17 protein-coding genes are annotated in these 20,984 nt (G+C 33.6%); 10 read left to right on the forward strand and 7 right to left on the reverse strand.

Translation table 11 applies throughout. The features are described from left to right. Window positions 1–3: 3 nt before the first annotated feature. Window positions 4–1,155, reverse strand: coding sequence for an acyl-CoA dehydrogenase family protein (locus UH7x_RS16440; RefSeq protein ID WP_482361011.1), 1,152 nt, complete (start codon window positions 1,153–1,155; stop codon window positions 4–6). A 79-nt stretch (window positions 1,156–1,234) separates the two neighbouring features. Beyond that, a complete protein-coding gene (locus tag UH7x_RS16445; RefSeq protein WP_482361012.1) occupies window positions 1,235–2,305 on the reverse strand; it encodes an ornithine cyclodeaminase family protein in 1,071 nt (356 codons plus the stop codon). A gap of 242 nt (window positions 2,306–2,547) precedes the next feature. On the opposite strand from UH7x_RS16445, the gene UH7x_RS16450 reads away from it, so the two are divergent. From UH7x_RS16450 to UH7x_RS16480, 7 genes are all read left to right on the forward strand, one after another. Further along, window positions 2,548–3,813, forward strand: coding sequence for a HupE/UreJ family protein (locus UH7x_RS16450; protein ID WP_482361013.1), 1,266 nt, complete (start codon window positions 2,548–2,550; stop codon window positions 3,811–3,813). Window positions 3,814–3,840: 27 nt separating this feature from the next. After that, the gene (locus tag UH7x_RS16455) at window positions 3,841–6,753 is read left to right on the forward strand and encodes a non-ribosomal peptide synthetase (protein ID WP_482361014.1); all 2,913 of its coding nucleotides are present in this window, start codon (window positions 3,841–3,843) and stop codon (window positions 6,751–6,753) included. Between the two features lie 19 nt (window positions 6,754–6,772). Further along, window positions 6,773–7,558, forward strand: coding sequence for a class I SAM-dependent methyltransferase (locus UH7x_RS16460; RefSeq protein WP_482361015.1), 786 nt, complete (start codon window positions 6,773–6,775; stop codon window positions 7,556–7,558). Continuing rightward, on the forward strand, window positions 7,555–8,898 hold the full coding sequence (locus UH7x_RS16465; protein ID WP_482361016.1) for a thioesterase domain-containing protein: 1,344 nt from the start codon (window positions 7,555–7,557) through the stop codon (window positions 8,896–8,898). The genes UH7x_RS16460 and UH7x_RS16465 overlap by 4 nt, the downstream gene beginning before the upstream one ends. Window positions 8,899–8,911: 13 nt before the next feature. Continuing rightward, on the forward strand, window positions 8,912–9,631 hold the full coding sequence (locus UH7x_RS16470; protein ID WP_482361017.1) for a 4'-phosphopantetheinyl transferase family protein: 720 nt from the start codon (window positions 8,912–8,914) through the stop codon (window positions 9,629–9,631). An 88-nt stretch (window positions 9,632–9,719) separates the two neighbouring features. Then, window positions 9,720–10,190: a hypothetical protein gene (locus UH7x_RS16475; protein ID WP_482361018.1), complete on the forward strand. Its 471-nt coding sequence runs from the start codon at window positions 9,720–9,722 to the stop codon at window positions 10,188–10,190. Window positions 10,191–10,271: 81 nt separating this feature from the next. Next, complete coding sequence (locus UH7x_RS16480) at window positions 10,272–10,610, forward strand: DUF4870 domain-containing protein (protein WP_153754361.1); 339 nt, start codon at window positions 10,272–10,274, stop codon at window positions 10,608–10,610. A gap of 80 nt (window positions 10,611–10,690) precedes the next feature. Here UH7x_RS16480 and dnaN read toward each other — a convergent pair whose 3' ends face one another. The 3 genes from dnaN to UH7x_RS16495 form a co-directional block, all read right to left on the reverse strand. Beyond that, window positions 10,691–11,809, reverse strand: a complete 1,119-nt coding sequence (dnaN, locus tag UH7x_RS16485) for a DNA polymerase III subunit beta (protein ID WP_482361019.1) — start codon at window positions 11,807–11,809, stop codon at window positions 10,691–10,693. A gap of 398 nt (window positions 11,810–12,207) precedes the next feature. Further along, window positions 12,208–12,492: a putative quinol monooxygenase gene (locus UH7x_RS16490; protein ID WP_482361020.1), complete on the reverse strand. Its 285-nt coding sequence runs from the start codon at window positions 12,490–12,492 to the stop codon at window positions 12,208–12,210. After that, window positions 12,492–13,322: an SAM hydrolase/SAM-dependent halogenase family protein gene (locus tag UH7x_RS16495; protein ID WP_482361021.1), complete on the reverse strand. Its 831-nt coding sequence runs from the start codon at window positions 13,320–13,322 to the stop codon at window positions 12,492–12,494. Before UH7x_RS16495 ends, UH7x_RS16490 begins: the two co-directional genes overlap by 1 nt. A 126-nt stretch (window positions 13,323–13,448) precedes the next feature. Here UH7x_RS16495 and UH7x_RS16500 point away from each other — a divergent pair, with 126 nt between their 5' ends. Next, a complete protein-coding gene (locus tag UH7x_RS16500; protein ID WP_482361022.1) occupies window positions 13,449–14,402 on the forward strand; it encodes a PhoH family protein in 954 nt (317 codons plus the stop codon). Window positions 14,403–14,422: 20 nt separating this feature from the next. Further along, a complete protein-coding gene (locus tag UH7x_RS16505; protein ID WP_482361023.1) occupies window positions 14,423–15,373 on the forward strand; it encodes a phosphoribosylaminoimidazolesuccinocarboxamide synthase in 951 nt (316 codons plus the stop codon). 11 nt (window positions 15,374–15,384) lie between these two features. On the opposite strand, the gene UH7x_RS16510 is transcribed toward UH7x_RS16505, so the two are convergent. Both UH7x_RS16510 and UH7x_RS16515 read right to left on the reverse strand, forming a co-directional pair. Further along, window positions 15,385–16,044 (reverse strand): 3'-5' exonuclease, encoded by a 660-nt coding sequence (locus UH7x_RS16510; RefSeq protein WP_482361024.1) that lies wholly within the window; start codon window positions 16,042–16,044, stop codon window positions 15,385–15,387. Then, window positions 16,044–17,966, reverse strand: a complete 1,923-nt coding sequence (locus tag UH7x_RS16515; protein WP_482361025.1) for a DUF294 nucleotidyltransferase-like domain-containing protein — start codon at window positions 17,964–17,966, stop codon at window positions 16,044–16,046. The genes UH7x_RS16510 and UH7x_RS16515 overlap by 1 nt, the downstream gene beginning before the upstream one ends. 254 nt (window positions 17,967–18,220) lie before the next feature. Here UH7x_RS16515 and UH7x_RS16520 point away from each other — a divergent pair, with 254 nt between their 5' ends. Beyond that, complete coding sequence (locus UH7x_RS16520) at window positions 18,221–20,983, forward strand: DUF1553 domain-containing protein (RefSeq protein WP_482361026.1); 2,763 nt, start codon at window positions 18,221–18,223, stop codon at window positions 20,981–20,983. Window position 20,984: the final 1 nt, after the last annotated feature.

Consider the following 20,984-nt stretch of genomic DNA (forward strand, 5'->3'; position numbering starts at 1 on the left):
TAGTTAAAGTCCAAGTAAATTTGCTATTATATTTCTTTGTATGTCAGATGTTCCGGCGTAAAGTATACTTCCTACGGCATCTCTTAAGTTACGTTCTATTTCATTCTCACTTATATAAGCACGACCACCACTATTTCGCATGGCATCTAGACTAGATGTTACAAAACTCTCACTAAGCTGTAATTTTAAAAGGGCGGCTTCCATCATAGCCGGTTTATCTTGATTTTTTAACCAAGCCACTTGATACAATAATAAACGCGAAGTTTCTAACCTAAGTTTCATATCTGCAATTCGGTTACTTACCGATTGAAATTCTCCTATAGATTTGCCAAATTGTTTTCTTTGTTTAACAAATGCAATACTTTCTTCTAATTGCCTTTCCATGGCCCCAAGTTGACTAGCGAGAATGCAGCATCTATCATATTCCAGAGTATGTGTGGTAATAGCCCAACCAGCACCTTCTTTACCAAGTCTATTCTCATCAGGCACAAAACAATTATTGAAAATTAAGTCTCCAAATGGAACTGTACGCATACCCATTTTTTCTTTATTCGAGCTTTGCGTAAAGCCCTTCATATCTTTTTCTATAATAAAACCAGTAATTCCCCATTTTCCAACCTTAAGATTTGTTGATGCAAAAATAACGGCAACATCGGCTATTGGACCAAGTGTGATATAACATTTCTTTCCGTTAAGAATATAACCTCCATCCACTTTGGTGGCCGTGGTTTGCATACTAAAAACATCGGACCCTGCATTTTCTTCTGTTAATCCATGACAACCAATTAACTTACCAGTAGCCATTCCTTTCAAATACTTTTCTTTTTGTGGTTCACTTCCAAATTGCACTATTGGCATTTGAACAGTCCACATTTGCGCATTCAATGCGAAAGGCAACCCATTATCTTTACAACCATAGCCCATTGCTTCCATTGCCAATGTAGCCGACAATAAGTCTATTTTATCAGCTGCGCCACCATAAGGTTTTATCGATGCCATTTTTTGAATTCCGTACGCAACACATTTTTTCCAATCTTTAGTTGAAAACTGAGATTCTTTATCGGCATTTAGAACATTTGAACACAACTCATTTTGAGCAAATTTTATAGTCCGCTCTTTATAATCCAGTTGTTGTTCGTTCCAAGAGAAATCCATACGTAATATCAATTGTTATATTAAGATACACTTCTAAATTAAATGGAAATGTAAATATGAAAATAGATAAGTAAAAATATTAGACTTCTATTTTCTTTAAAAAATAATGATAAGGGTTTTTAGCATCTGCTGAAGTGTTTTCTATATCCAGTTCTAAGCCAATTTCAAATTCAATTGCTAATTCTAAGAATAGGTCCATAACCACTTGGTCTTCTAGAGCCCATCCGGTTGAATCGAATACTGTGGTAGTTTTTTTAACTGATTCATAATTCTTCTGATTTTGAATCAAATCAATAAGATCTGGACCAATATCATTGGCATCTAGTTGTTGACATTCTCCCTCAACCACAGCTTGCTTTAAAAAATCTGGCACCACTATACTGTTTTTAAGCAAATTCAAAGGGAGTTCAGTTTTTCCTGGAAAATCGGAACCTACTGCGTTAATATGGATATTTGGCTTTAATTCTAGGTTATTAAAAAGTGGACCTTCGCCAACATCAATAGATGTTGCGGTGCAAACAATATCACTTCGCTTCATGATTTGCTCAAGAGAAGATTCTATAATTTCGATCGAAAGATCTAACATTTCCGACCTATCTCTAAAAGATGCAGTAGCCTTTGAATCAACATCATAAATAAGTACTTTTTTAAGGTCAAATACTCTTGATAATGCATGTAATTGAGTAATAGATTGTGCTCCACAACCTATTAAACCTAAAACCGAACTATCGGGCTGTGCTAAATATTTACTAGCAACCGCTGAGGTTGCTCCTGTTCTTAAAGCGGTTAATAATACGCCATCAACAAGACCTTTAAGGTGGCCAGTTGCGGTGTCATAAGAAGAAATAGTAGATAATATCGTAGGTAATGAATGTTTGATAGGATTTTTAGGGTGATATCCTACAACCTTTATTACAACCTCCTCATCTTTTTTATAAAGGGGCATCCATTCCACAAGTCCTGGATTATCATTGTCATAATTAAAGCCAGAACGGATAGGGATTTTAGTATTATCAATATCAAACACTGTAATTGCTTGATTGAGTTCATCTATCAAACGATCCATTAAGTTGTTGAGTCCAAAACGGTCTACAATTGCATTTACATTGTCCCCCGATAAGACTAAAGTCTTACGTAGATTTCTTTTCATAGTCAATTAGTGAATTGTAATTTAAAGCACCTTTTTGATTATAAAGTAACAACTTTAGAGCCTTAAACCCTACTTTTTGTTAAAAAATTCGTTAAAACATATTATCTTTAGGTTGATGGCTTTTATTTTTTCATTTCGTCGGATATTTAGTTGAAATAAGAAATAATTGCTTTTATTACAACGCCTTAAATCATCCATAACCTATTTATTTTTAGAAAATTAATTAATTCAACAATTATTAAATGGCAAAATTTTTACGTTTTTTAGTTTTATTTCTGCTTTTTACACCCCTTTTTTCAAGTGCCCATGCACCTAATCAGAGTTACATATATCTTAGAGTATATGAAAAAGAAGGAATTGATGGTCGATTTGAGATCAATTATGTGGATATAAATAAAATATTCAATACAAAATTTGAAAAAAAAGCAACTTTCGAAGAACTAGAGCCGTATTTTGATAAATTGAAAAATTATCTACTCGAACATTCTTCTTTTAATTCTATCTACGGAAATCATAAAATTACTTTTCTTGAACCGGATATTGGCGATGTTGGATTTGGTACTTATGCGTTAATGCGTTTCAAATTGGAAAATTCTTTAGAAGTTCCAGATAATTTGGAAGTAGATTATAGTGGTGTTTTTGATAAGGACGATACCCATAGAGGCTTCTTACTTATTGAATATAATTGGAAGGCAGGTATAATAAATAATGAAGCCAGAATTTCTTTAAGTTTTACCCCTGATGATACAAATGAAACACTTTCGTTAACAGAGAATTCGGCATGGAATGGATTTGTAGCAATGATACAACAAGGTGTTTGGCATATCTGGATTGGACTAGATCATATTTTATTTTTACTAGCATTAATCTTACCATCTGTGGTACGCCGTTGGAGCGATCCTCGTTTTGCCAAAGCAAACAATAATCAGGCAATTGTTAAAAAAACGGGTTTTATAACATGGGATTGGTTTCCGGTTGAGCGTTTTAAGCCAGCTTTTTTATACATAGTAAAAGTTGTAACGTTTTTTACACTCGCACATACGATTACGTTGAGTTTAGCCTCGCTTGAAATAATAAATTTACCATCTAGATTTGTTGAATCTATAATTGCCTTATCTATAGGATTAGCGGCTTACCATAATATTCGTCCAATATTTAAAGGAAAAGATTGGGTAATTGCTTTTGTTTTTGGATTATTTCATGGTTTCGGATTTGCAAGTGTATTGGCAGACCTTGGTTTAACTTCTGAATTTTTGACTTTATCACTCCTTGGTTTCAATATTGGAGTTGAATTAGGACAACTAGTAATCATTTTAATGATTTTTCCAATATTATACTTTTTAAGAAAATTGAAGTTGTATCCGAAGATATTGGTATACGGATCAATCCTTTTAATTATAATATCGCTTTATTGGTTTATAGAAAGAGCCTTTGATGTCAATCTTTTAGTTGAAGATTTCATTCGAAGAAAAGGCTTTAAAATTGCTCAGTTTCTTGGTTTACGATAATCGATATAACATTAATTCCCCTGAAAATTGGAAGAGAAAAAGAAAAACTCATTATTGAGTCAATGGAAATTAAAACAACAAGAAGTTCCTCTTCAAAAAATTGAAAAGGTAGTTGGGGGTGCGCCATTGGTATTATCTCATGGACAACAACGACTATGGTTATTACAACAATTACATCCTGAAAATCCATTTTACAACTATTCCGAAGCTTATCGTTTTAATGGGAAACTAAATCTTGAAAGCCTATATAATTCTTTACAAAAAATTTATGATGCTCATGATATTTTGCGCACTACCTATAAGATGATAGATGGTTTGCCTGTGGCCAAAGTAGGTGCTAAAGAAAAACTGCATATATCGGAATACGATTTAAGTGTAGAAGTTGAGAATCAACAGCAAATTGATAAAGTATTATTAGTTGATTCGGCAAGACCTTTTGATTTGCTAAATGGCCCTGTTATTCGATTTTCTCTTTATAAATTGACACCAGAGAAGTATATTTTATTACTCAATATACATCATATTGCTACCGATAAATGGTCAATGGGTATTTTCAGAAACCTACTAGCTAACCATTATACAGCGCTAGATGCTGGTATTGATGTAAAAGTAAATTCACTTGAAATTCAATATCATGATTACGCTTCTTGGCAACGAAATAAAGTTGTTGATCAAAAGCAAATGGATTATTGGCTTAAAAAACTAGAAGGTGAAATTCCAATTTTAGAATTGCCAAAAGATTATAAAAGGCCAATAATAGCATCGTATAAAGGAGCATTTAAAAAACAAACATTTTCTTCATCACTATCGAAATCCGTTTTGGACTTGTCCAACAAATTGGAGACAACCCCTTATGTGCTTTTATTATCTGTTTACTATGTACTATTATATAGATATACCAACCAAAAGGATATATTAATTGGAACACCTATTTCGAATAGAGACCATAAGTCTTTGGAAGATTTAATAGGTTTTTTTAATGATACTGTTGTTTTACGAACCAAATTTGACGAGAACACTTCATTTGTAGATTTAGTGAAGATTGTTCGAAAAACTACATTAGAGGCTTTTGCGAACAAAGATGTTGCTTTTGAAGATTTGGTAAAAGCAATTAAACCAGATCGAGTTGCAAACATGAACCCGTTTTTTAATGTGATGTTCTTATATCATTCAGTACCGAAATCGCCTGATTTTGGAAGTGATTTAGAGTTTACACAAGAGGTTTTTGATACACAGGTGGCTAAGTTTGATTTGACCCTTTATATTGCTGAAGAAAACAATTCGTTGACTTCAATTTTTGAGTATTCATCTGATCTTTTTAACGAGGTTACAATTGAAAGGTTACAAGCCCATTTTAGTTTATTACTACAAGCAATTGTCGAAAACCCAAATAAGAAAATATCAGCTATTCCAATGCTTACTTCTTTTGAAAAGGAAGTTTTTCTGCAAAAAGAATCCAATTTATTATCTGTAGAAATTCCAAATAAAGGAATTCATGATATAATCACGGATATTGCTATGTCTAATCTCAACAAGAAAGCAGTAACCTTTGGTTCGGAATCAATTACCTATCAAGAACTAATTACACGATCAAATCTTGTAGCCAAAAATATTTTAGAAATTACAAAGGGTAAAAACGAAATTATTGGATTATGTATACAACGTTCAACAGATATGATAGTAGGATTGTTGGGAATCCTAAAAGCAGGATGTGCCTATTTGCCATTAGACCCAACCTATCCCAGAGAAAGAATTGATTTTATGTTATCAGATGCAAATGTATTAGCAACAGTAAGTAATGCAAGCACATTAGCAGAAATGACTGAATTTGACTCTAAAGTATTGGACATCAGTAAAGTGGTGACGAATGCTGAGGAGTTTGAGATTGAATTACCTATTGTAAACAGTGATAATACGGCCTATGTAATTTATACTTCCGGTAGTTCGGGTAAGCCTAAAGGTGTACCAATTTCGCATGGTAACATTATAAATTCTACACTTGGTAGAAAAGAATTTTATGATACCAATCCGGATGCTTTTTTATTAATGTCTTCTATATCTTTTGATAGTTCGAAAGCAGGTATATTTTGGACACTTTGTACTGGCGGAAATTTGGTGATTTCCGAAAAACGTTTGGAACAAGATTTAGCCAAATTGACGGAGGTAATCAAAAGTAATGAAGTGAGTCATACTTTAATGCTTTCATCGTTATATTCAATGTTATTGGATCATGCAGAATTAAACAAACTTATAGGACTTAAAACAGTTATAGTTGCGGGTGAATCATGTGCAGCGAATCTATGCACTAAACATTTTGAAAAACTTCCCAATACAAATTTATATAATGAATATGGACCAACAGAAGCTACCGTTTGGTGCATTGCTTATAAGATTGACAAAAGTAATATTCCATCGTTAATTCCAATTGGAAAACCAGTAGCTAGCGCTAGCATTTATATTCTAGATGAGAGTTTAGGATTATTGCCTTATGGAGCTACGGGTGAGATTTTCATTGGTGGTCCTAGTTTGTCAGGGAAGTATTTAAATAGACCTGAATTATCTGAAGGCGCTTATGTTGATAATCCCTTCGATAAGGAATATGAAACCAAACTATACAAAACTGGTGATTTGGGGAGATATAATTCCGACGGAAATATTGAGTTTTTGGGGCGAAAAGATGAGCAAATAAAAATTCGCGGATTTCGGGTCGAAATTGATGAAGTGCAAAAGGCAATTATCAATCATAAAACAGTAAATAAAGCTATTGTTATATTAAAGAAAGAAATACCAGATACAACAAGTATTTCTGCTATGGATACTAACTCACTTATAGAACTCATAGAAAATCGTATCGGTTTAGGTGCTTTAAATGACATTTTAGAATCTATTGAGTATTTGAGCGAAGAAGAACAAGATTATGTAAATAACCGGTTGGAATAACAACTATAGTTAGTTTAGTATGAAAAGAATAAGAAGATCAAATGAATTCGAGATAAGTCTTAATATCAGCGATGAATATTTTATACGGCCACCACGGGATATGCAACGAAATGCGGTTGTAAACAGGGCTATTAAAGAGTTTTCAGCAGATTTGCTTGCTCTTGATAAGCAAACTAAAAAGTTTGTTGCAGGGGAAACAGTGAGTGATTTTAACGATAGAACGCAAGCAACACTTACAGATCAAGAGATAATGGAAGATTGGCAATTTCCTGTAATGGAAACAATGGCCAAGGTAGTATGCGAAAAGGGAGGTGATATCTTAGAATTAGGTTTTGGAAGGGGAGTAGCATCTGATATGATTCAAGCATTTGATGTTAATACTCATATAATAATGGAATGTAATGATGCCGTTATAGAAAGGTATAATGATTGGAAACTGCGGTACCCTGAAAAGGATATCCAAATGGTCAAGGGTTTATGGCAGGATACCATTGATTCGGTTGGTACTTTTGATGGAATTTTTTTTCATACCTATCCGCTCAATGAAGAAGAGTATATGAAATATGTAAATGAGAGTATCACCTTTGCAGCACACTTTTTTTCTTCCGCTTCAGCACATTTAAAACCTGGAGGTGCATTTTCATATTTTTCAAATGAAGTAGATTCATTAAGTAGAGAACATCAGCGAGAACTTTTTAAACATTTTTCATCCTTTCAAATACAAAAAGTAAACCTTCAGCTCCCAAATGATATAAAAGATACTTGGTGGGCAGAAACAATAGTAGTAGTTAAAGCCATAAAATGATACCAACGGAAATAAAGGATAGAATTGATGGCTTGAGCGATAAAGCAAAGAAATTATTTTTGCTAAAAATTGATCAGGCATTACAATCTTCTGAAGCAGAGGTAATAGCTTCAGGAAGGCAGCATCTTGTGGCTTATGTTCAGGGTTCAGATAATTTCGAATCTGAAGCGTTAAAAAAACATCTTAAGATGAGTTTGCCTGAATATATGGTACCTTCTTCAATTATTTTAGTAGAAGAATTTCCAAAGTTACCAAATGGCAAGATTGATAGGAATAAATTAAATAGCCTTAATGTTATTCAAAGAACAAACAAGACCATTATTTCAAAAGCAAGTACTTCTGAGACGGAACAAGCATTGATTAAGATTTGGGAGGAAGTACTTGGTTTTTCGCCTATTGATGTAAATGATAATTTCTTTGAAATAGGAGGGGACTCTATACTTAGTATACAGATAATAGCTAGGGCACGAAAAAATGGACTGACTATTTCGCCCAATCAATTATTTGAACATCAAACCATTGCCAGTTTAAGTCTTGATATTACTGAGAAAGTTAATAAGGAAATTACATTTGATTACTTGGTGTCTATTAGAAAAGAGGGTGCTAAAAAACCGCTTTTTTGTGTGCATTCAGGTGGAGGGCATGTTTTCTTTTACAATCTTTTAAAGGATTATTTACAAATAGGTAGACCAATATATGCATTACAACCTTCTGGATTAGACGGAAGTCAAAGGAGTATGCATAATTCCATAGAGGAAATGACAACGGAGTATATTAATGCTATGCGAACAGTACAGCCCAATGGGCCCTACAATGTACTTGTATATTGCTTTAGCGCTACTGTTGGTAATGAAATGGCATTACAACTAAGCAAGGATAATGAAGAGGTTAATGTAATTGTTATGGATACAATGGCCGCTCCATGGACTTTAAATATACCAGGTCGGTTAAAAGCTCGTACTTTATCCTTTTTTATAAGATTCTTTAAGAAACCTATATCGAGTATAAAAACCTTTTTTATCGATAGGTTTTGGAGAATTTCACCGATTTGGGTAAAGATGTTTGGTGATGAGAATCAGAAAGAACTTGAAAATTTAAAAGGTAATTTGAGAAAAATTTGTCTGGCATATGATTGGAAAGAACATTCTGGAAAAGTATCCCTAATTTTGACGGAGAAGCCGCACGAATCGCTACAAAAAGTAACGATTGATTCTTGGAAAGAACTTTCATCAAAAGGTAATCTTGAATTGTTTTATACGAAAGGAAATCATAGAACCTTGTTTGAAAAACCAGATATTCAATTTGTTTCTGAAAAAATAGATGAAGCTATAATTGATTAATTAAATCTAATTAATGTCGATTAGCAACTTACAAATTTCACAAGGAATTATTCATATCTGGTCAATTAAAGCGTTTGACCAATCAGATAAATTGAAAGAATTATCCGAAATCCTTTCCGCTGATGAGCTTTCACGAGCAAGTAAATATCGTTTTGAAAAAGATAGGGCAGTTTATATAACTGCAAGATATTTGTTAAGAACCTTAATTAGTAGCTATCTCGAAATTAAGCCAAAAGAGATTGTTTTCGATTATTCGGAATATGATAAACCAACTTATCTCGGAAATACTGAACTGGACTTCAATGTATCGCATTCAGGAAACCGAATTATTATTGGCTTTGCCAAGCAACAAACCATAGGAGTTGATATTGAAAAAATTAAAAATGATTTTGATCCGATAGAACTTGCAAATAATGTTTTCTCTAATGATGAAATTAATGCACTATCTGAGAATAAAGGACCAGAACTATACAGAGCTTTTTATAGAGGCTGGACGCGTAAAGAATCTTTTATTAAAGCAGTAGGAGAAGGACTTTCTTATCCTTTAAAATCGTTTTCGGTTACTATTGATAATGATGAAAAAGCAAGTTTCACATCAATAAATGGTGCACAAGAATCGAAACAAAATTGGCAACTTCACTCTTTCGTCCCTGCTGATGGTTTTATTGCTGCTATAACTACAAAAGGTAAACCAAAGCAGATAGAGTATTTCGAATCGAACAAACTATTTTGATTGTTAAATTGAAGTTGTTGAAATTACTTCATATGTTATTAATAACTACTTTTACCGAAAATTAACTTAGACATTTAAATTGTTTCCCATGAAAAAATTATTTATTTTTTTAGCATTTATTTTAGTGGTATCTGCTAATGCTCAGGAAGTTGACTCTACAATGGTTGTTCAAGATAGCATTGCACAACAAGCACTGGATTTAGAGGCTGAAAAAGCGAAAATTGAAAAAATAGAAGCTCAAGAAAAAGCACAAAAGAAAGCAGAGAAAGAGGTTGCTCAAGCGGAAAAGGCACAAAAGAAAGCAGAAAAAGCACAGAAAAAGGCGGAAAAAGCAGTTAAGAAAAAGGAGAAATTAGCAGATGCTATTTCATCAAAAAAGAAGAGCATAGCTAAGGAAGAGAGTAAAATTGACAAGCTCAATGTAAAAATGGCAAAAGGCAGACAAAAAGGAAAGCTTTCGCCTGAAGATATTAAAAAGATGAATATCAAAATTGAGAAGTCTAAAGTGAAAATTGCTAAAGACAAAGAGAAGTTAACCAAACTAGTGAATAAGCAATAAGAAAAATTTTCACAGGTTTGTGTTGTAACATTTTGGTGATTTGCTCGTCTTATTAGCACATCAATCTTTAAAACACAAATCATGAAAAGAGAAAATAAAAGTTTATTAGCCGTTACTCATTTAAGTCAGTTACTAGATTTTGTAACAGGAATAGGAGGTCTTATAGTACCATTAGTAATATGGTTAACTCAAAAAGATTCAGTTTTGGGTATGGACGAAAATGGAAAATCTATAATCAATTTTAGAATTAGCATGTTCATATATGTGCTTATATGTATTCCATTAATATTATTATTTGGATTAGGTTTATTAGGATTTATAATATTGGGAATTCTATATTTTATCTTCCCAATTGTAAATGCAATAAAAGCTAGTAATGGCGAAGAACCACATTATCCTTTTAGTATGAAGTTTGTGTAATAGAACTTAGGAAATAGCATAAAAAAATCCGTCTCGGTTTCTACCAAGACGGATTTTTTAGTACTATTATTTTTTTATAACTAGCTATTCAACATCACTGGCATCACAAGCATAGTTACTATTTCACCTTCATCTAGTCCATCTGCAGGAGTTAAGATTCCCGCTCTATTCGGGAGACTCATTTCTACAGATACTTCATCGGCATTAAGGTTATTCAACATTTCAGTAAGAAATCTAGAATTAAAACCTATTTGCATATCATCTCCTTGATAGGCACATGTAAGACGCTCTTCGGCTTTATTACTATAATCTAAATCTTCGGCAGAAATATTTAATTCTGCGCCAGCAATTTTAAGTCGAATCTGGTGTGTTGTTTTATTTGAAAATATAGCAACTCTACGAACCGAGCTTAAAAACTGGTTTCTAGAAATCGTTAATTTATTTGGATTTTCTTTAGGTATAACAGCCTCGTAGTTTGGATATTTACCATCAATTAATCTGCAAATTAGAATAGTATTACCAAAGATGAATTTTGCATTAACATCATTGTACTCTATGGTTACGTCATCTTCGCTACCAGCTAAAATTCCTTTTAATAAATTCAAAGGTTTTTTAGGCATAATAAATTCAGCAACTTCGGACGAAGTAACATCTTCTCTTTGGTATTTTACTAATTTATGAGCATCTGTAGCCACAAAAGTTAAATTCTCTGGTGAAAATTGAAAAAAGACACCACTCATTACGGGTCTTAAATCATCATTACCTGCAGCAAAAATAGTTTTATCAATTGCTGTAGCCAATATGTCACCCATAATAGTTGTAGTACTTGGATTAGCAAGTTCTACCGCTTTCGGAAATTCAGCACCATCTGCATAAGCCAAAGCATACTTACCATGTTCTGAGCTAATTTCAATAGTATTATTATCAGAAACAACAAAAGTTAGTGGTTGCTCTGGAAAAGTTTTCAATGTATCCAATAACAAACGAGCAGGTACTGCAATGTTGCCTTCATTATCTGAATCTACATTTAAAACTGAACTCAAAGTTGTTTCAAGATCAGAAGCCGATACAGTCAATTCATTTTTATTCAATGCGAATAAAAAGTTGTCTAATATTGGCAGTGTGTTACTATTATTAATAACGCCTCCTAGAACTTGTAGTTCTTTGAGCAAATAAGTACTTGATACGATAAATTTCATCAGATTGATCTAGTTTTTGGCTTTTTTTCTTCTACGAAAATTTAAATTTAATGGGACTTTAGAAAGATAAAACTCTTCCTAGCTAATCTCACAAAGATATTTGAAATGTACTTTTTGAGGAAACAAACTTATTAACATAGGATTCGTGTTGTTTCATTATAAATGTGTTGTGTTTTAAGCTATTGAAATCATTTGCAAACCATTCGAATTAACCGTGTTTATTAATGCTATGCTAACCTTTGCATTGATCATTTAGAGGGAATAATGTGTTTCATTTAGAAAACATTTTCATGAATGTTTATAAGTTGTACTTGAATAATCTGAATTTAGACGACTATAGCGCTCAGTAAATTCAATCATTACATTAACTTAAACTAAAAAGATAATAGCAATTAAAATTATACTATATTAAGACTCCAAGCTTCCGGCTTGTCAGCAAAAAGAACTTTTGTTTTGGACCATATTGTTCTAAAGTAATCAGAATTTCGATACTTATTTAATGCTTTTTCATCATCCCAATGACTATGCGTAAAGAAAATTTGAGGGTTTTCTTTATCTTGATATAACTCTAAATAATTGAAGCCTTCAAAGTCCTTAATATGTGTTCTATGTGGTTCGAAAATCTTCAAAAACTCATTAATACGATTTTCTTCAAAAGTTAGTTTGACGATTCGAACCAACATTACTTAAAGTTAATTGTTATTGAATCGAGGTAATCCAAACCTAACAACGAATTTGCACTACCGCCCGCTTTAGGGTTGCTTTTGTAAATGGCTATTTCTATATAATTGGCAGAGTTGTATAAAGCCAACAATTCACCAGGACCTTTTCGTTTACTTTTTTCTAGGTTAAAGTCAATTATATCGCTGTACTTCTGATGAATTTTAGTAAGTACTTTTGTTCTAGCTTGAATCTCAAAATCACGTCCTTTTCTGTACGCTTCAAAAAAGTTCTTATGTATGTTTGTAACTACATTACCATAGTTGTCGATATATAAAACCACTCCCGATATTTTATTACCTCCGTCAGAAACACTTGGGGCTAAATCTCGTACTTCATGCAAATCATTATAAGGTTTACCAACTACTTCTAGTGTTCCACCACGAGCAATATGACAAGCAACACGTACAAAAACTTCATTAGTTGGGAAAGCGCTAGCATCCGAATTATGTATAGCAATTTCTACGACCTTTGTCGGTGGTGCTTCAGAATTAAGAAGTCCAATTATTCCATTATCGGCACAAATAAAATAATGACCATCCATTAAAACAGCTATATGCCTAGTTTCGGGGGTAGGTTCCGCGTCAACACCAATAATGTGCACTGTGCCCTCAGGAAAATTTTTATAAGAATTCTGTAGGATGTAAGCACATTCTTGAATATTAAAAGGACCTATTGAATGCGAAATATCAACAATTGTCACTTCAGGCAATTCTTTATAGATAGAGCCCTTGACAGCGCCAACAAAATGATCTTTTAATCCGAAATCTGTAGTTAATGTAATAATTGCCATACCGCAATGTTGATATGTTTATCGATGGTCAGACTAAATTTTTACTTAAATTTGTTCTACAAAATTATAACAAAAAAACAGCCTTCCGAAATTTATCTTTTTCAATAATTCAAAACACCACAATCTTTGAACGAACTAGAATTAGAACTTACCGAAATTAACCCAAGAGACTTCTTTGGTCAGGGAAACGAAAACATCAACTTATTAAAAAAATATTTTCCAAAACTCAAAATTGTAGCACGCGGAAGTAAAATAAAAGTTTTTGGAGACCAAGAGCTTTTAGAAGAGTTCGATAAACGTTTTTCTATGCTTATGGAGCATGTGTCTAAATATAACAAGATGGACGAAAATGTAATCGAGCGTATTCTAACAAGCGATGGTAAGGAAGATTATGAATCTCCTGACAATAGCGGAGAAACATTAGTACATGGCGTTAGTGGTAAGCTGATAAAAGCGCGTACAGTAAATCAGCGTAAATTAGTTGACGCCGCCAAGAGAAACGATATGGTTTTTGCTATTGGCCCAGCTGGTACGGGTAAAACCTATACAGGAGTAGCGCTAGCTGTTAAGGCTCTGAAAGAGAAGCAAGTAAAACGTATTATCTTAACTAGGCCTGCGGTTGAAGCTGGTGAAAATTTAGGTTTTTTACCTGGTGATTTAAAAGAGAAGTTAGATCCTTACATGCAGCCTTTATATGATGCCTTACGAGATATGATACCGTCTGAGAAATTGGTTCATTACATCGATAATGGTACCATTCAAATTGCTCCCATGGCTTTTATGCGAGGGCGCACTTTAGATAATGCATTTGTAATTCTTGACGAAGCACAGAATACAACACATGCTCAGATGAAGATGTTCTTAACCAGAATGGGAAAGAATGCTAAATTCTTGATTACGGGTGATCCAGGACAAATAGATTTACCGAGAAGAGTTATTTCTGGGTTAAAAGAAGCAATTTTGGTATTGAAAAATATTGAGGGAATAGAAATCATTTATCTAGATGATAAAGATGTTATTCGCCATAAACTAGTGAAACAGGTGATTACAGCCTATAAAAGTATAGAACACGAAAATTAAATTTAAAGCAATCCTGAAAAATGGGCAATACAATTACCGATACAAATTTCAATTTCCCGGGTCAAAAAAATATCTACAAAGGAAAAGTTAGAGAGGTTTATACTTTAGCGGACAACATTCTATTGATGGTTGCAACCGATCGCTTGTCTGCGTTTGATGTTGTAATGCCAAAAGGAATTCCATACAAAGGCCAAATATTAAATCAGATAGCAACAAAAATGATGGCTGCAACAGCAGATATTGTACCCAATTGGTTAATTGCAACCCCTGATCCAAATGTGGCTATAGGGCATGCTTGTGAACCTTTTAAGGTTGAAATGGTAATTAGAGGTTATTTATCTGGTCATGCAGCACGTGAGTACAAGGCTGGTAAGCGAATATTGTGTGGAGTGCCCATGCCAGAAGGGATGAAGGAAAATGATAAATTTCCAACCCCTATTATTACTCCCGCTACAAAAGCGGAAATGGGTGACCACGATGAAGATATTTCTAGAGCAGATATTCTTGATAGAAACATAGTATCGGAAGAAGATTATAGTATCCTTGAAAAATATACCGAAGCTTTATTCGAAAGAGGAACCGAAATTGCAGCATCTAGAGGCTTAATTTTAGTCGATACGAAGTATGAATTTGGTAAAACTTCTGAAGGTAAAATTGTTTTGATTGACGAAATTCATACACCCGATTCTTCTCGATATTTTTATGCTGATGGATATCAAGAACGACAAGACAAAGGAGAGTCACAAAAGCAATTGTCGAAAGAATTTGTTCGACAATGGTTAATTAAGAACAATTTTCAAGGTCTAGAAGGACAAAAAGTACCAGAGATGACTGATGAATATATTACGTCAGTTTCTGAACGCTATATTGAGTTATATGAAAATATAACGGGTGAAAATTTTGTGAAAGCTGATATTTCCAATATTCAAGAACGAATAGAGAATAATGTGCTTGATTATATGAATAAATAAGTTTTAGTTACTTATCGCATCATTTTTTTTAGGTTGAACTTTGCTTTCTTTTTTAGCTTTTCTAATATTTTCAAAAATGCGATGGCCGTTATATAGCTATCACCTAATGCGGTATGCCGATCTTTTTTAGCAATATCAAATTTTTCGGCTAATTCATCTAGCGAATACTGTTCTTTACGAGTTAATAAAGGAGAATAGATTAGCGTTTTTTTGTACAAATAAGAAGTGTCTAAGACCTTATTTAATAGTTTGGGGAGACCATAACGTTCCAAGGCACAGTTCAGCATCTTCAAATCGAAACCAGCATGGTGCGCCACAATTACAGAATTTCCTAAAAATTTTAAGAATTGTTGTAATGCTTCTATTTCAGAAATACAATTCTTGCGTTCATCCCTTAAAATGCCATGAATTTCAACATTATCGGCATGATAGAAATATTGGTCTAAATAAACCTCAAAACTATCTTGAACTACGATTATGCTATTTTTTAAAGATAAAGCACCAATACTCAGAATTCGGTCGTTATCATAATCAAATCCAGTTGTTTCAGTATCGAGGACAACAAAACGAATTTCATCGATATCATCCGGTAGTTTTTGATTGAAAGTATTTTCGTAATCATGCCAAAAATCAGGCAGATGAATTTTCTTCTTTTTTTTAAATAATCCCATTAGCCCAGAAGATTTGCCACCATAAAACGCACCTTAATAAGCTCTTGTAGCTCTTTTATAGTTTTAAAGGTACGTTTAAGTTTAATTTTTTCCTCCTTACTGAGCGTGTCTAAAGCAATAAAACGACCAGAGTCATTATGAAGTAAACCCTGTTTGGTTCTAAATTTTAGAAGAGCCTTAGTCGCATAAGAACAGGCTAAAAACAATTCTTGACTATTGGGTTCTAATTCGGCTAAACGCTCAAACCTTTCTGCAGTATTGTTAATAGATTTTATTTGATGTGATAGAATAAGTACACGTGCACCATCTACTAACGGCATTAAAGCTCTACGTTTTAAATCAAAGAAATCTTTATGAGCGCCATCGTCCTCAACTAAAAATGATCTAAAAAACCCAGAAGGGGAAGGGTTTTGCAATGCTCCACTTGCCAAATGTCTAAAGAATACTGGATATGTTGAAGTCTCTTTAAAAATATGTTCGGTTAGTTCATCAGCTAATTCCTTTTCACCATAAACTAAATTGTAATCAAAAAATATAGAAGACAATAGAACTTCTTCAGGACCAGGATAAGAAATCCAATGTGAGACAGAAGTCTTCCATTGCGATAGACTTAAACACCATTTAGGATTAGAACCCATCATTTCTGCAGGGCAATATTCATAGCCTATCTTCATTAATCCTTTCGTAATGATTTGAGCTAATTTTACAAAGTATTTACTTGTTTCAGCCAGCTCTGATTCCGGTACATCCTCAAAAATAAGAGCATTGTCTTGATCCGTATGTAGTAATTGCTCACTTCTACCTTGGCTACCCATGCTTAGCCATGAGAATTTAACAGGTGGTGGCATACTCATTCGTTTTAATGAAAGTTTAATTACTTGTTTAACACAGGCATCATTGAGTTCAGAAATAATACGCGATGTTAATGTCATAGGAATATTCTGATCTAAATATCCTTGAAGCAAATTCATTATACCGTTTCGAATAAGTTTTATTTTTTTAACCTTACGCGCCCTTTTAATTGCTTTCATTAATACAGCAGGGTTATTACCTAACGTCAGCATTAAATCATGCTTAGAAAGAATACCAACAACAGGAGTGTTAACCGTTCCATCTTCGGTAAGGCATAGATGGCTAATATTACTTTTCATCATAGCCATTTGAGCTTGAGAAACGGTCATAGTATCTGGGTAGGTAATAACCGGAGAGCTCATTATCGAAGTGGCCTTTGCGGTAATTGGTAATATCCCTGTAGCCACTTTATTGCGAATGTCTTTATCTGTTATAATTCCAATCGGTAATTTACGCTCTAAGACCAACATGGCTCCGACCCTTTTTTTGGTCATTCTTTCTGCAATAGATTTTATAGTTGTCGATTTTGTACAGCATACTATTTTTTTAGAATAGGTAACTTGTTGCAAATCGAACATAACATTACCAGACACTTCATTGTTTTCTGTTTCTCGTTCACTTACCAGCTGTCCTTTTTGTTTTATGGAATATGGGTTTCTGGTATTAGATGCAAAACTTTCTAAAAGAAAATTACCCACATCTTGATAATTCAGTGAATACGGACGAAAGGCGACTAAAGGAATTGCATAGAGAATACTTTCTTCTAAAGCATAAGCATCCATTTTATAGTTTTCGTTAGCAATTAATGGACGTAAGCCAAAAATATCTCCCTCGTCACACATATCTAACAAGGTGTCCTTTTCTTTGTTCTTTAAGGTAACGGCACCTTTATGTACCACGTAAAAACATTCATGTGGTGTTTCATCAGTTTCAAATACAACACTGCCTTTGTCGCGATAAACAATAGAAACTTTTGCTGCCAGCGTTTCTAAATCCGATTTGCTAATAGCATTAAAAGGAGGAAAGCGTTTTAAAAAATCAGCAACACGAATAGATATGGTATTGTTCATGCAACAAATTTAAAGAATTCGTATTCGAAAAAATCAACGTTACTAATTTCGGCAATAAAATAATAACTATCCTTATTTTACAATTAGAAAGAATTAGCACATAATCGTAACAATAATTATATTTTAGTGTTAATAGAATAATGTTTATATTTTTATAATCGTTATTATTATAATAACCAAAATGCGAAATATTAAATATTCCTTCATAAATTAAGGCAACTGCTTAATAAATTTATTAGAAACTAATACGCTTAATGAACAAATACCTCTCCCTGCTGTTTATTGTCATACTATGTTCTTGTCAAAATTCAGAAGATAAAATAAGTTTTAATAGTGATGTTAGACCTATATTAAACAGTAAATGTTTAAGATGTCACGGTGGCGTTAAGGCTAGTGGTCAATTTAGTTTGCTTTTCGAAGAAGATGCTTTTGGAGAAACACAATCGGGTTCTCCTGCAATCGTGCGCGGCAATCATTCAAAAAGTGAATTTTACAAGCGTCTTGTACATGAAGATCCTGAGTTACGAATGCCTTTTAATGCTCCAGCGTTATCTCAAGAAGAAATTGATGTATTAGCAGAATGGATTGACCAAGGCGCGAATTGGGAAAAACATTGGGCATACATTCCTCCAAAATTGGATATAAAAGCGGCAGAAATCGATAGTTTGTCTTGGGCAAAAGGTAAGATAGACCAATTTGTTTTTGCTAAAATGCTGGAACATGATCTGAGCCCTTCAGAAGAAGCCGATAAAGCAACATTACTAAGAAGACTTTATCTAGATTTAATAGGAATACCTCCGACTTCAGAGGAAGTTGAAGCCTTTTTGAATAATAGCTCTGTAGATGCTTATGAAAATGAAGTAGATAAAATTCTGCACTCTCCTCATTTTGGTGAACGATGGGCTAGTTTATGGATGGATTTAGCGCGGTATGCTGATTCTAAAGGTTATGAAAAAGATTCTAATCGTGAAATCTGGAAATATAGAGATTATGTTATTAACGCTTTTAACAGCGATATGCCGTATGATCAATTTTCTATAGAACAATTGGCTGGTGATCTATTAGAAAACCCTACGGAACAGCAGTTAATTGCAACAGCTTTCCATAGGAATACATTAGCCAATGATGAAGGCGGTACTGATAATGAAGAATTCCGAATTGCTGCTGTAGTTGAGCGGGTTGCTACAACCTATGAAGTTTGGCAAGGGACTACAATGTCTTGCGTACAATGTCACAGTCACCCATACGATCCATTTCGGCATGATGAGTTTTATCAATCTATGGCATTTTTTAATAATGCAAAAGACAACGACTCTTATTTTGAGGAACCTAAACTTTTTACATATTCAGAAAAAAACAAAAAAGAAGTAGAATCACTTCTAGGATATATTGATTCAGAATTATTACCTGAAGATAGCTCGCAAAAAACTGCGTACTTGTTTAGTGAGAAGGAAGCCGTATTAAAACGATTGGGGTATCGAATGCACGAGGCTGAGTCTTATTATGAATCGAGTCCTTTTATAGAATTAGATGAAAGTTTAAAATATTTATGGCAAGTTCAAGACAGTTCGTGGGTGAAATATGATCAGCTAGATTTAGAACGTATTAAAGAAGTTGGTTTTTTTGCTTCTGCAATTATAGATTATGCCGGTGACATTTCAATTCATTTAGATTCATTAAAAGGAAGAAAGATAGGGGAGGCCAAAATAACAAAAACGGGTAATGGTAAAAATGTAATTGAGAATAAAGAAAATATCAAAGAATTTAAAGTGGCTATTGAAGAGGTTATAGGTAGACATGATGTTTATTTAAAATTCTACAAGGGAGATAGATATGATGGGCATCTCTTTTATTTAGATAAAATGAGGTTTTACGAAAGTGATCCACGAATGAATTTATATAGCGATACTTTCAATCAAAAACTGAAGAGACTTGCAGAAATTCCTTTTACATCAACCCCAATAATTCAAGAATTACCTGAAGATGAAAAGCGCAAAACGCATTTATTTGAACGAGGTAGTTGGTTGAACCTAGGAAAAGAAGTACAACGGGGAATCCCAAATATTTATGGGTATAAAGAAGTGGAAGAACCTAAAGACCGTTTGGCTTTCGCGAAGTGGATGATGAGCAATAAGAATCCACTAACAGCAAGGGTAGCTGTAAACCGATTTTGGGAACAACTTTTCGGATTTGGTTTAGTGGAATCTATGGAGGAATTTGGAACGCAAGGCGAAAAACCCACCCATCCAAAATTATTGGATTGGATGGCCGTTCGTTTTCAAACCGAACATAAATGGCAGGTTAAACCTTTACTTCGAGAAATAGTACTTTCAGCTACATACAAACAATCTTCTGATGCCGATGTTGAAAAAATAGAAAAGGATTCTCGTAATCAATGGTTAGCCAGAGGATTTCGTACGCGGCTATCAGCGGAACAGATACGTGATCAAGTATTGACAGTAAGCGGATTGTTAAATCCATTAATAGGCGGCCCTAGTGTTGTAAATAATAGTGTTGACGGTGGATGGACGGGTGTGCCAGATTGGGCTATAAAAGGAGATTCTGCTAAATACCGTCGGTCGTTGTATACTTTATGGAAACGGGTTACGCCACCAAATGAAATGATAACATTTGATAGTCCAGACCGGTCGATATGTGCTTCTCGTCGTATAAGAACAAACACACCGTTACAAGCTTTAAATCTATTGAATGATGAAACTTTTTTCGAAGCTTCAAATACTTTAGCAGAACAAATGTCTAAGGCCGATTTAAATATTGATAATCAAATAAAATATGGTTATTTTAAAGTAATGGGAAGAACTATAAGTAGTGAAAAACTAGTGCTACTGAAAGAACTTTTTATTGATGCTGAGAATCATTTTAAAAATGAAAAGAGAGATACAGAATTGCCTGAAATAGCTAAAAATAAAAAGGGTGTTGAAAAGAATAAGCTAGCAGCCCTGGCAATAGTTGCAAATGCTTTATTGAATTTAGATGAATTTATAGTAAAAGGGTAAC

The organism is Aurantibacter sp. UH7 (genome assembly GCF_056839165.1).

Bases quoted from the DNA above. Each gene is read 5' to 3' on its own strand.
- UH7x_RS16440 (WP_482361011.1), bottom strand. From the start codon at position 1,155: ATGGATTTCTCTTGGAACGAACAACAACTGGATTATAAAGAGCGGACT.
- UH7x_RS16445 (WP_482361012.1), bottom strand. From the start codon at position 2,305: ATGAAAAGAAATCTACGTAAGACTTTAGTCTTATCGGGGGACAATGTA.
- UH7x_RS16450 (WP_482361013.1), top strand. From the start codon at position 2,548: ATGGCAAAATTTTTACGTTTTTTAGTTTTATTTCTGCTTTTTACACCC.
- UH7x_RS16460 (WP_482361015.1), top strand. From the start codon at position 6,773: ATGAAAAGAATAAGAAGATCAAATGAATTCGAGATAAGTCTTAATATC.
- UH7x_RS16465 (WP_482361016.1), top strand. From the start codon at position 7,555: ATGATACCAACGGAAATAAAGGATAGAATTGATGGCTTGAGCGATAAA.
- UH7x_RS16470 (WP_482361017.1), top strand. From the start codon at position 8,912: ATGTCGATTAGCAACTTACAAATTTCACAAGGAATTATTCATATCTGG.
- UH7x_RS16475 (WP_482361018.1), top strand. From the start codon at position 9,720: ATGAAAAAATTATTTATTTTTTTAGCATTTATTTTAGTGGTATCTGCT.
- UH7x_RS16480 (WP_153754361.1), top strand. From the start codon at position 10,272: ATGAAAAGAGAAAATAAAAGTTTATTAGCCGTTACTCATTTAAGTCAG.
- dnaN (WP_482361019.1), bottom strand. From the start codon at position 11,809: ATGAAATTTATCGTATCAAGTACTTATTTGCTCAAAGAACTACAAGTT.
- UH7x_RS16490 (WP_482361020.1), bottom strand. From the start codon at position 12,492: ATGTTGGTTCGAATCGTCAAACTAACTTTTGAAGAAAATCGTATTAAT.
- UH7x_RS16495 (WP_482361021.1), bottom strand. From the start codon at position 13,322: ATGGCAATTATTACATTAACTACAGATTTCGGATTAAAAGATCATTTT.
- UH7x_RS16505 (WP_482361023.1), top strand. From the start codon at position 14,423: ATGGGCAATACAATTACCGATACAAATTTCAATTTCCCGGGTCAAAAA.
- UH7x_RS16510 (WP_482361024.1), bottom strand. From the start codon at position 16,044: ATGGGATTATTTAAAAAAAAGAAGAAAATTCATCTGCCTGATTTTTGG.
- UH7x_RS16515 (WP_482361025.1), bottom strand. From the start codon at position 17,966: ATGAACAATACCATATCTATTCGTGTTGCTGATTTTTTAAAACGCTTT.
- UH7x_RS16520 (WP_482361026.1), top strand. From the start codon at position 18,221: ATGAACAAATACCTCTCCCTGCTGTTTATTGTCATACTATGTTCTTGT.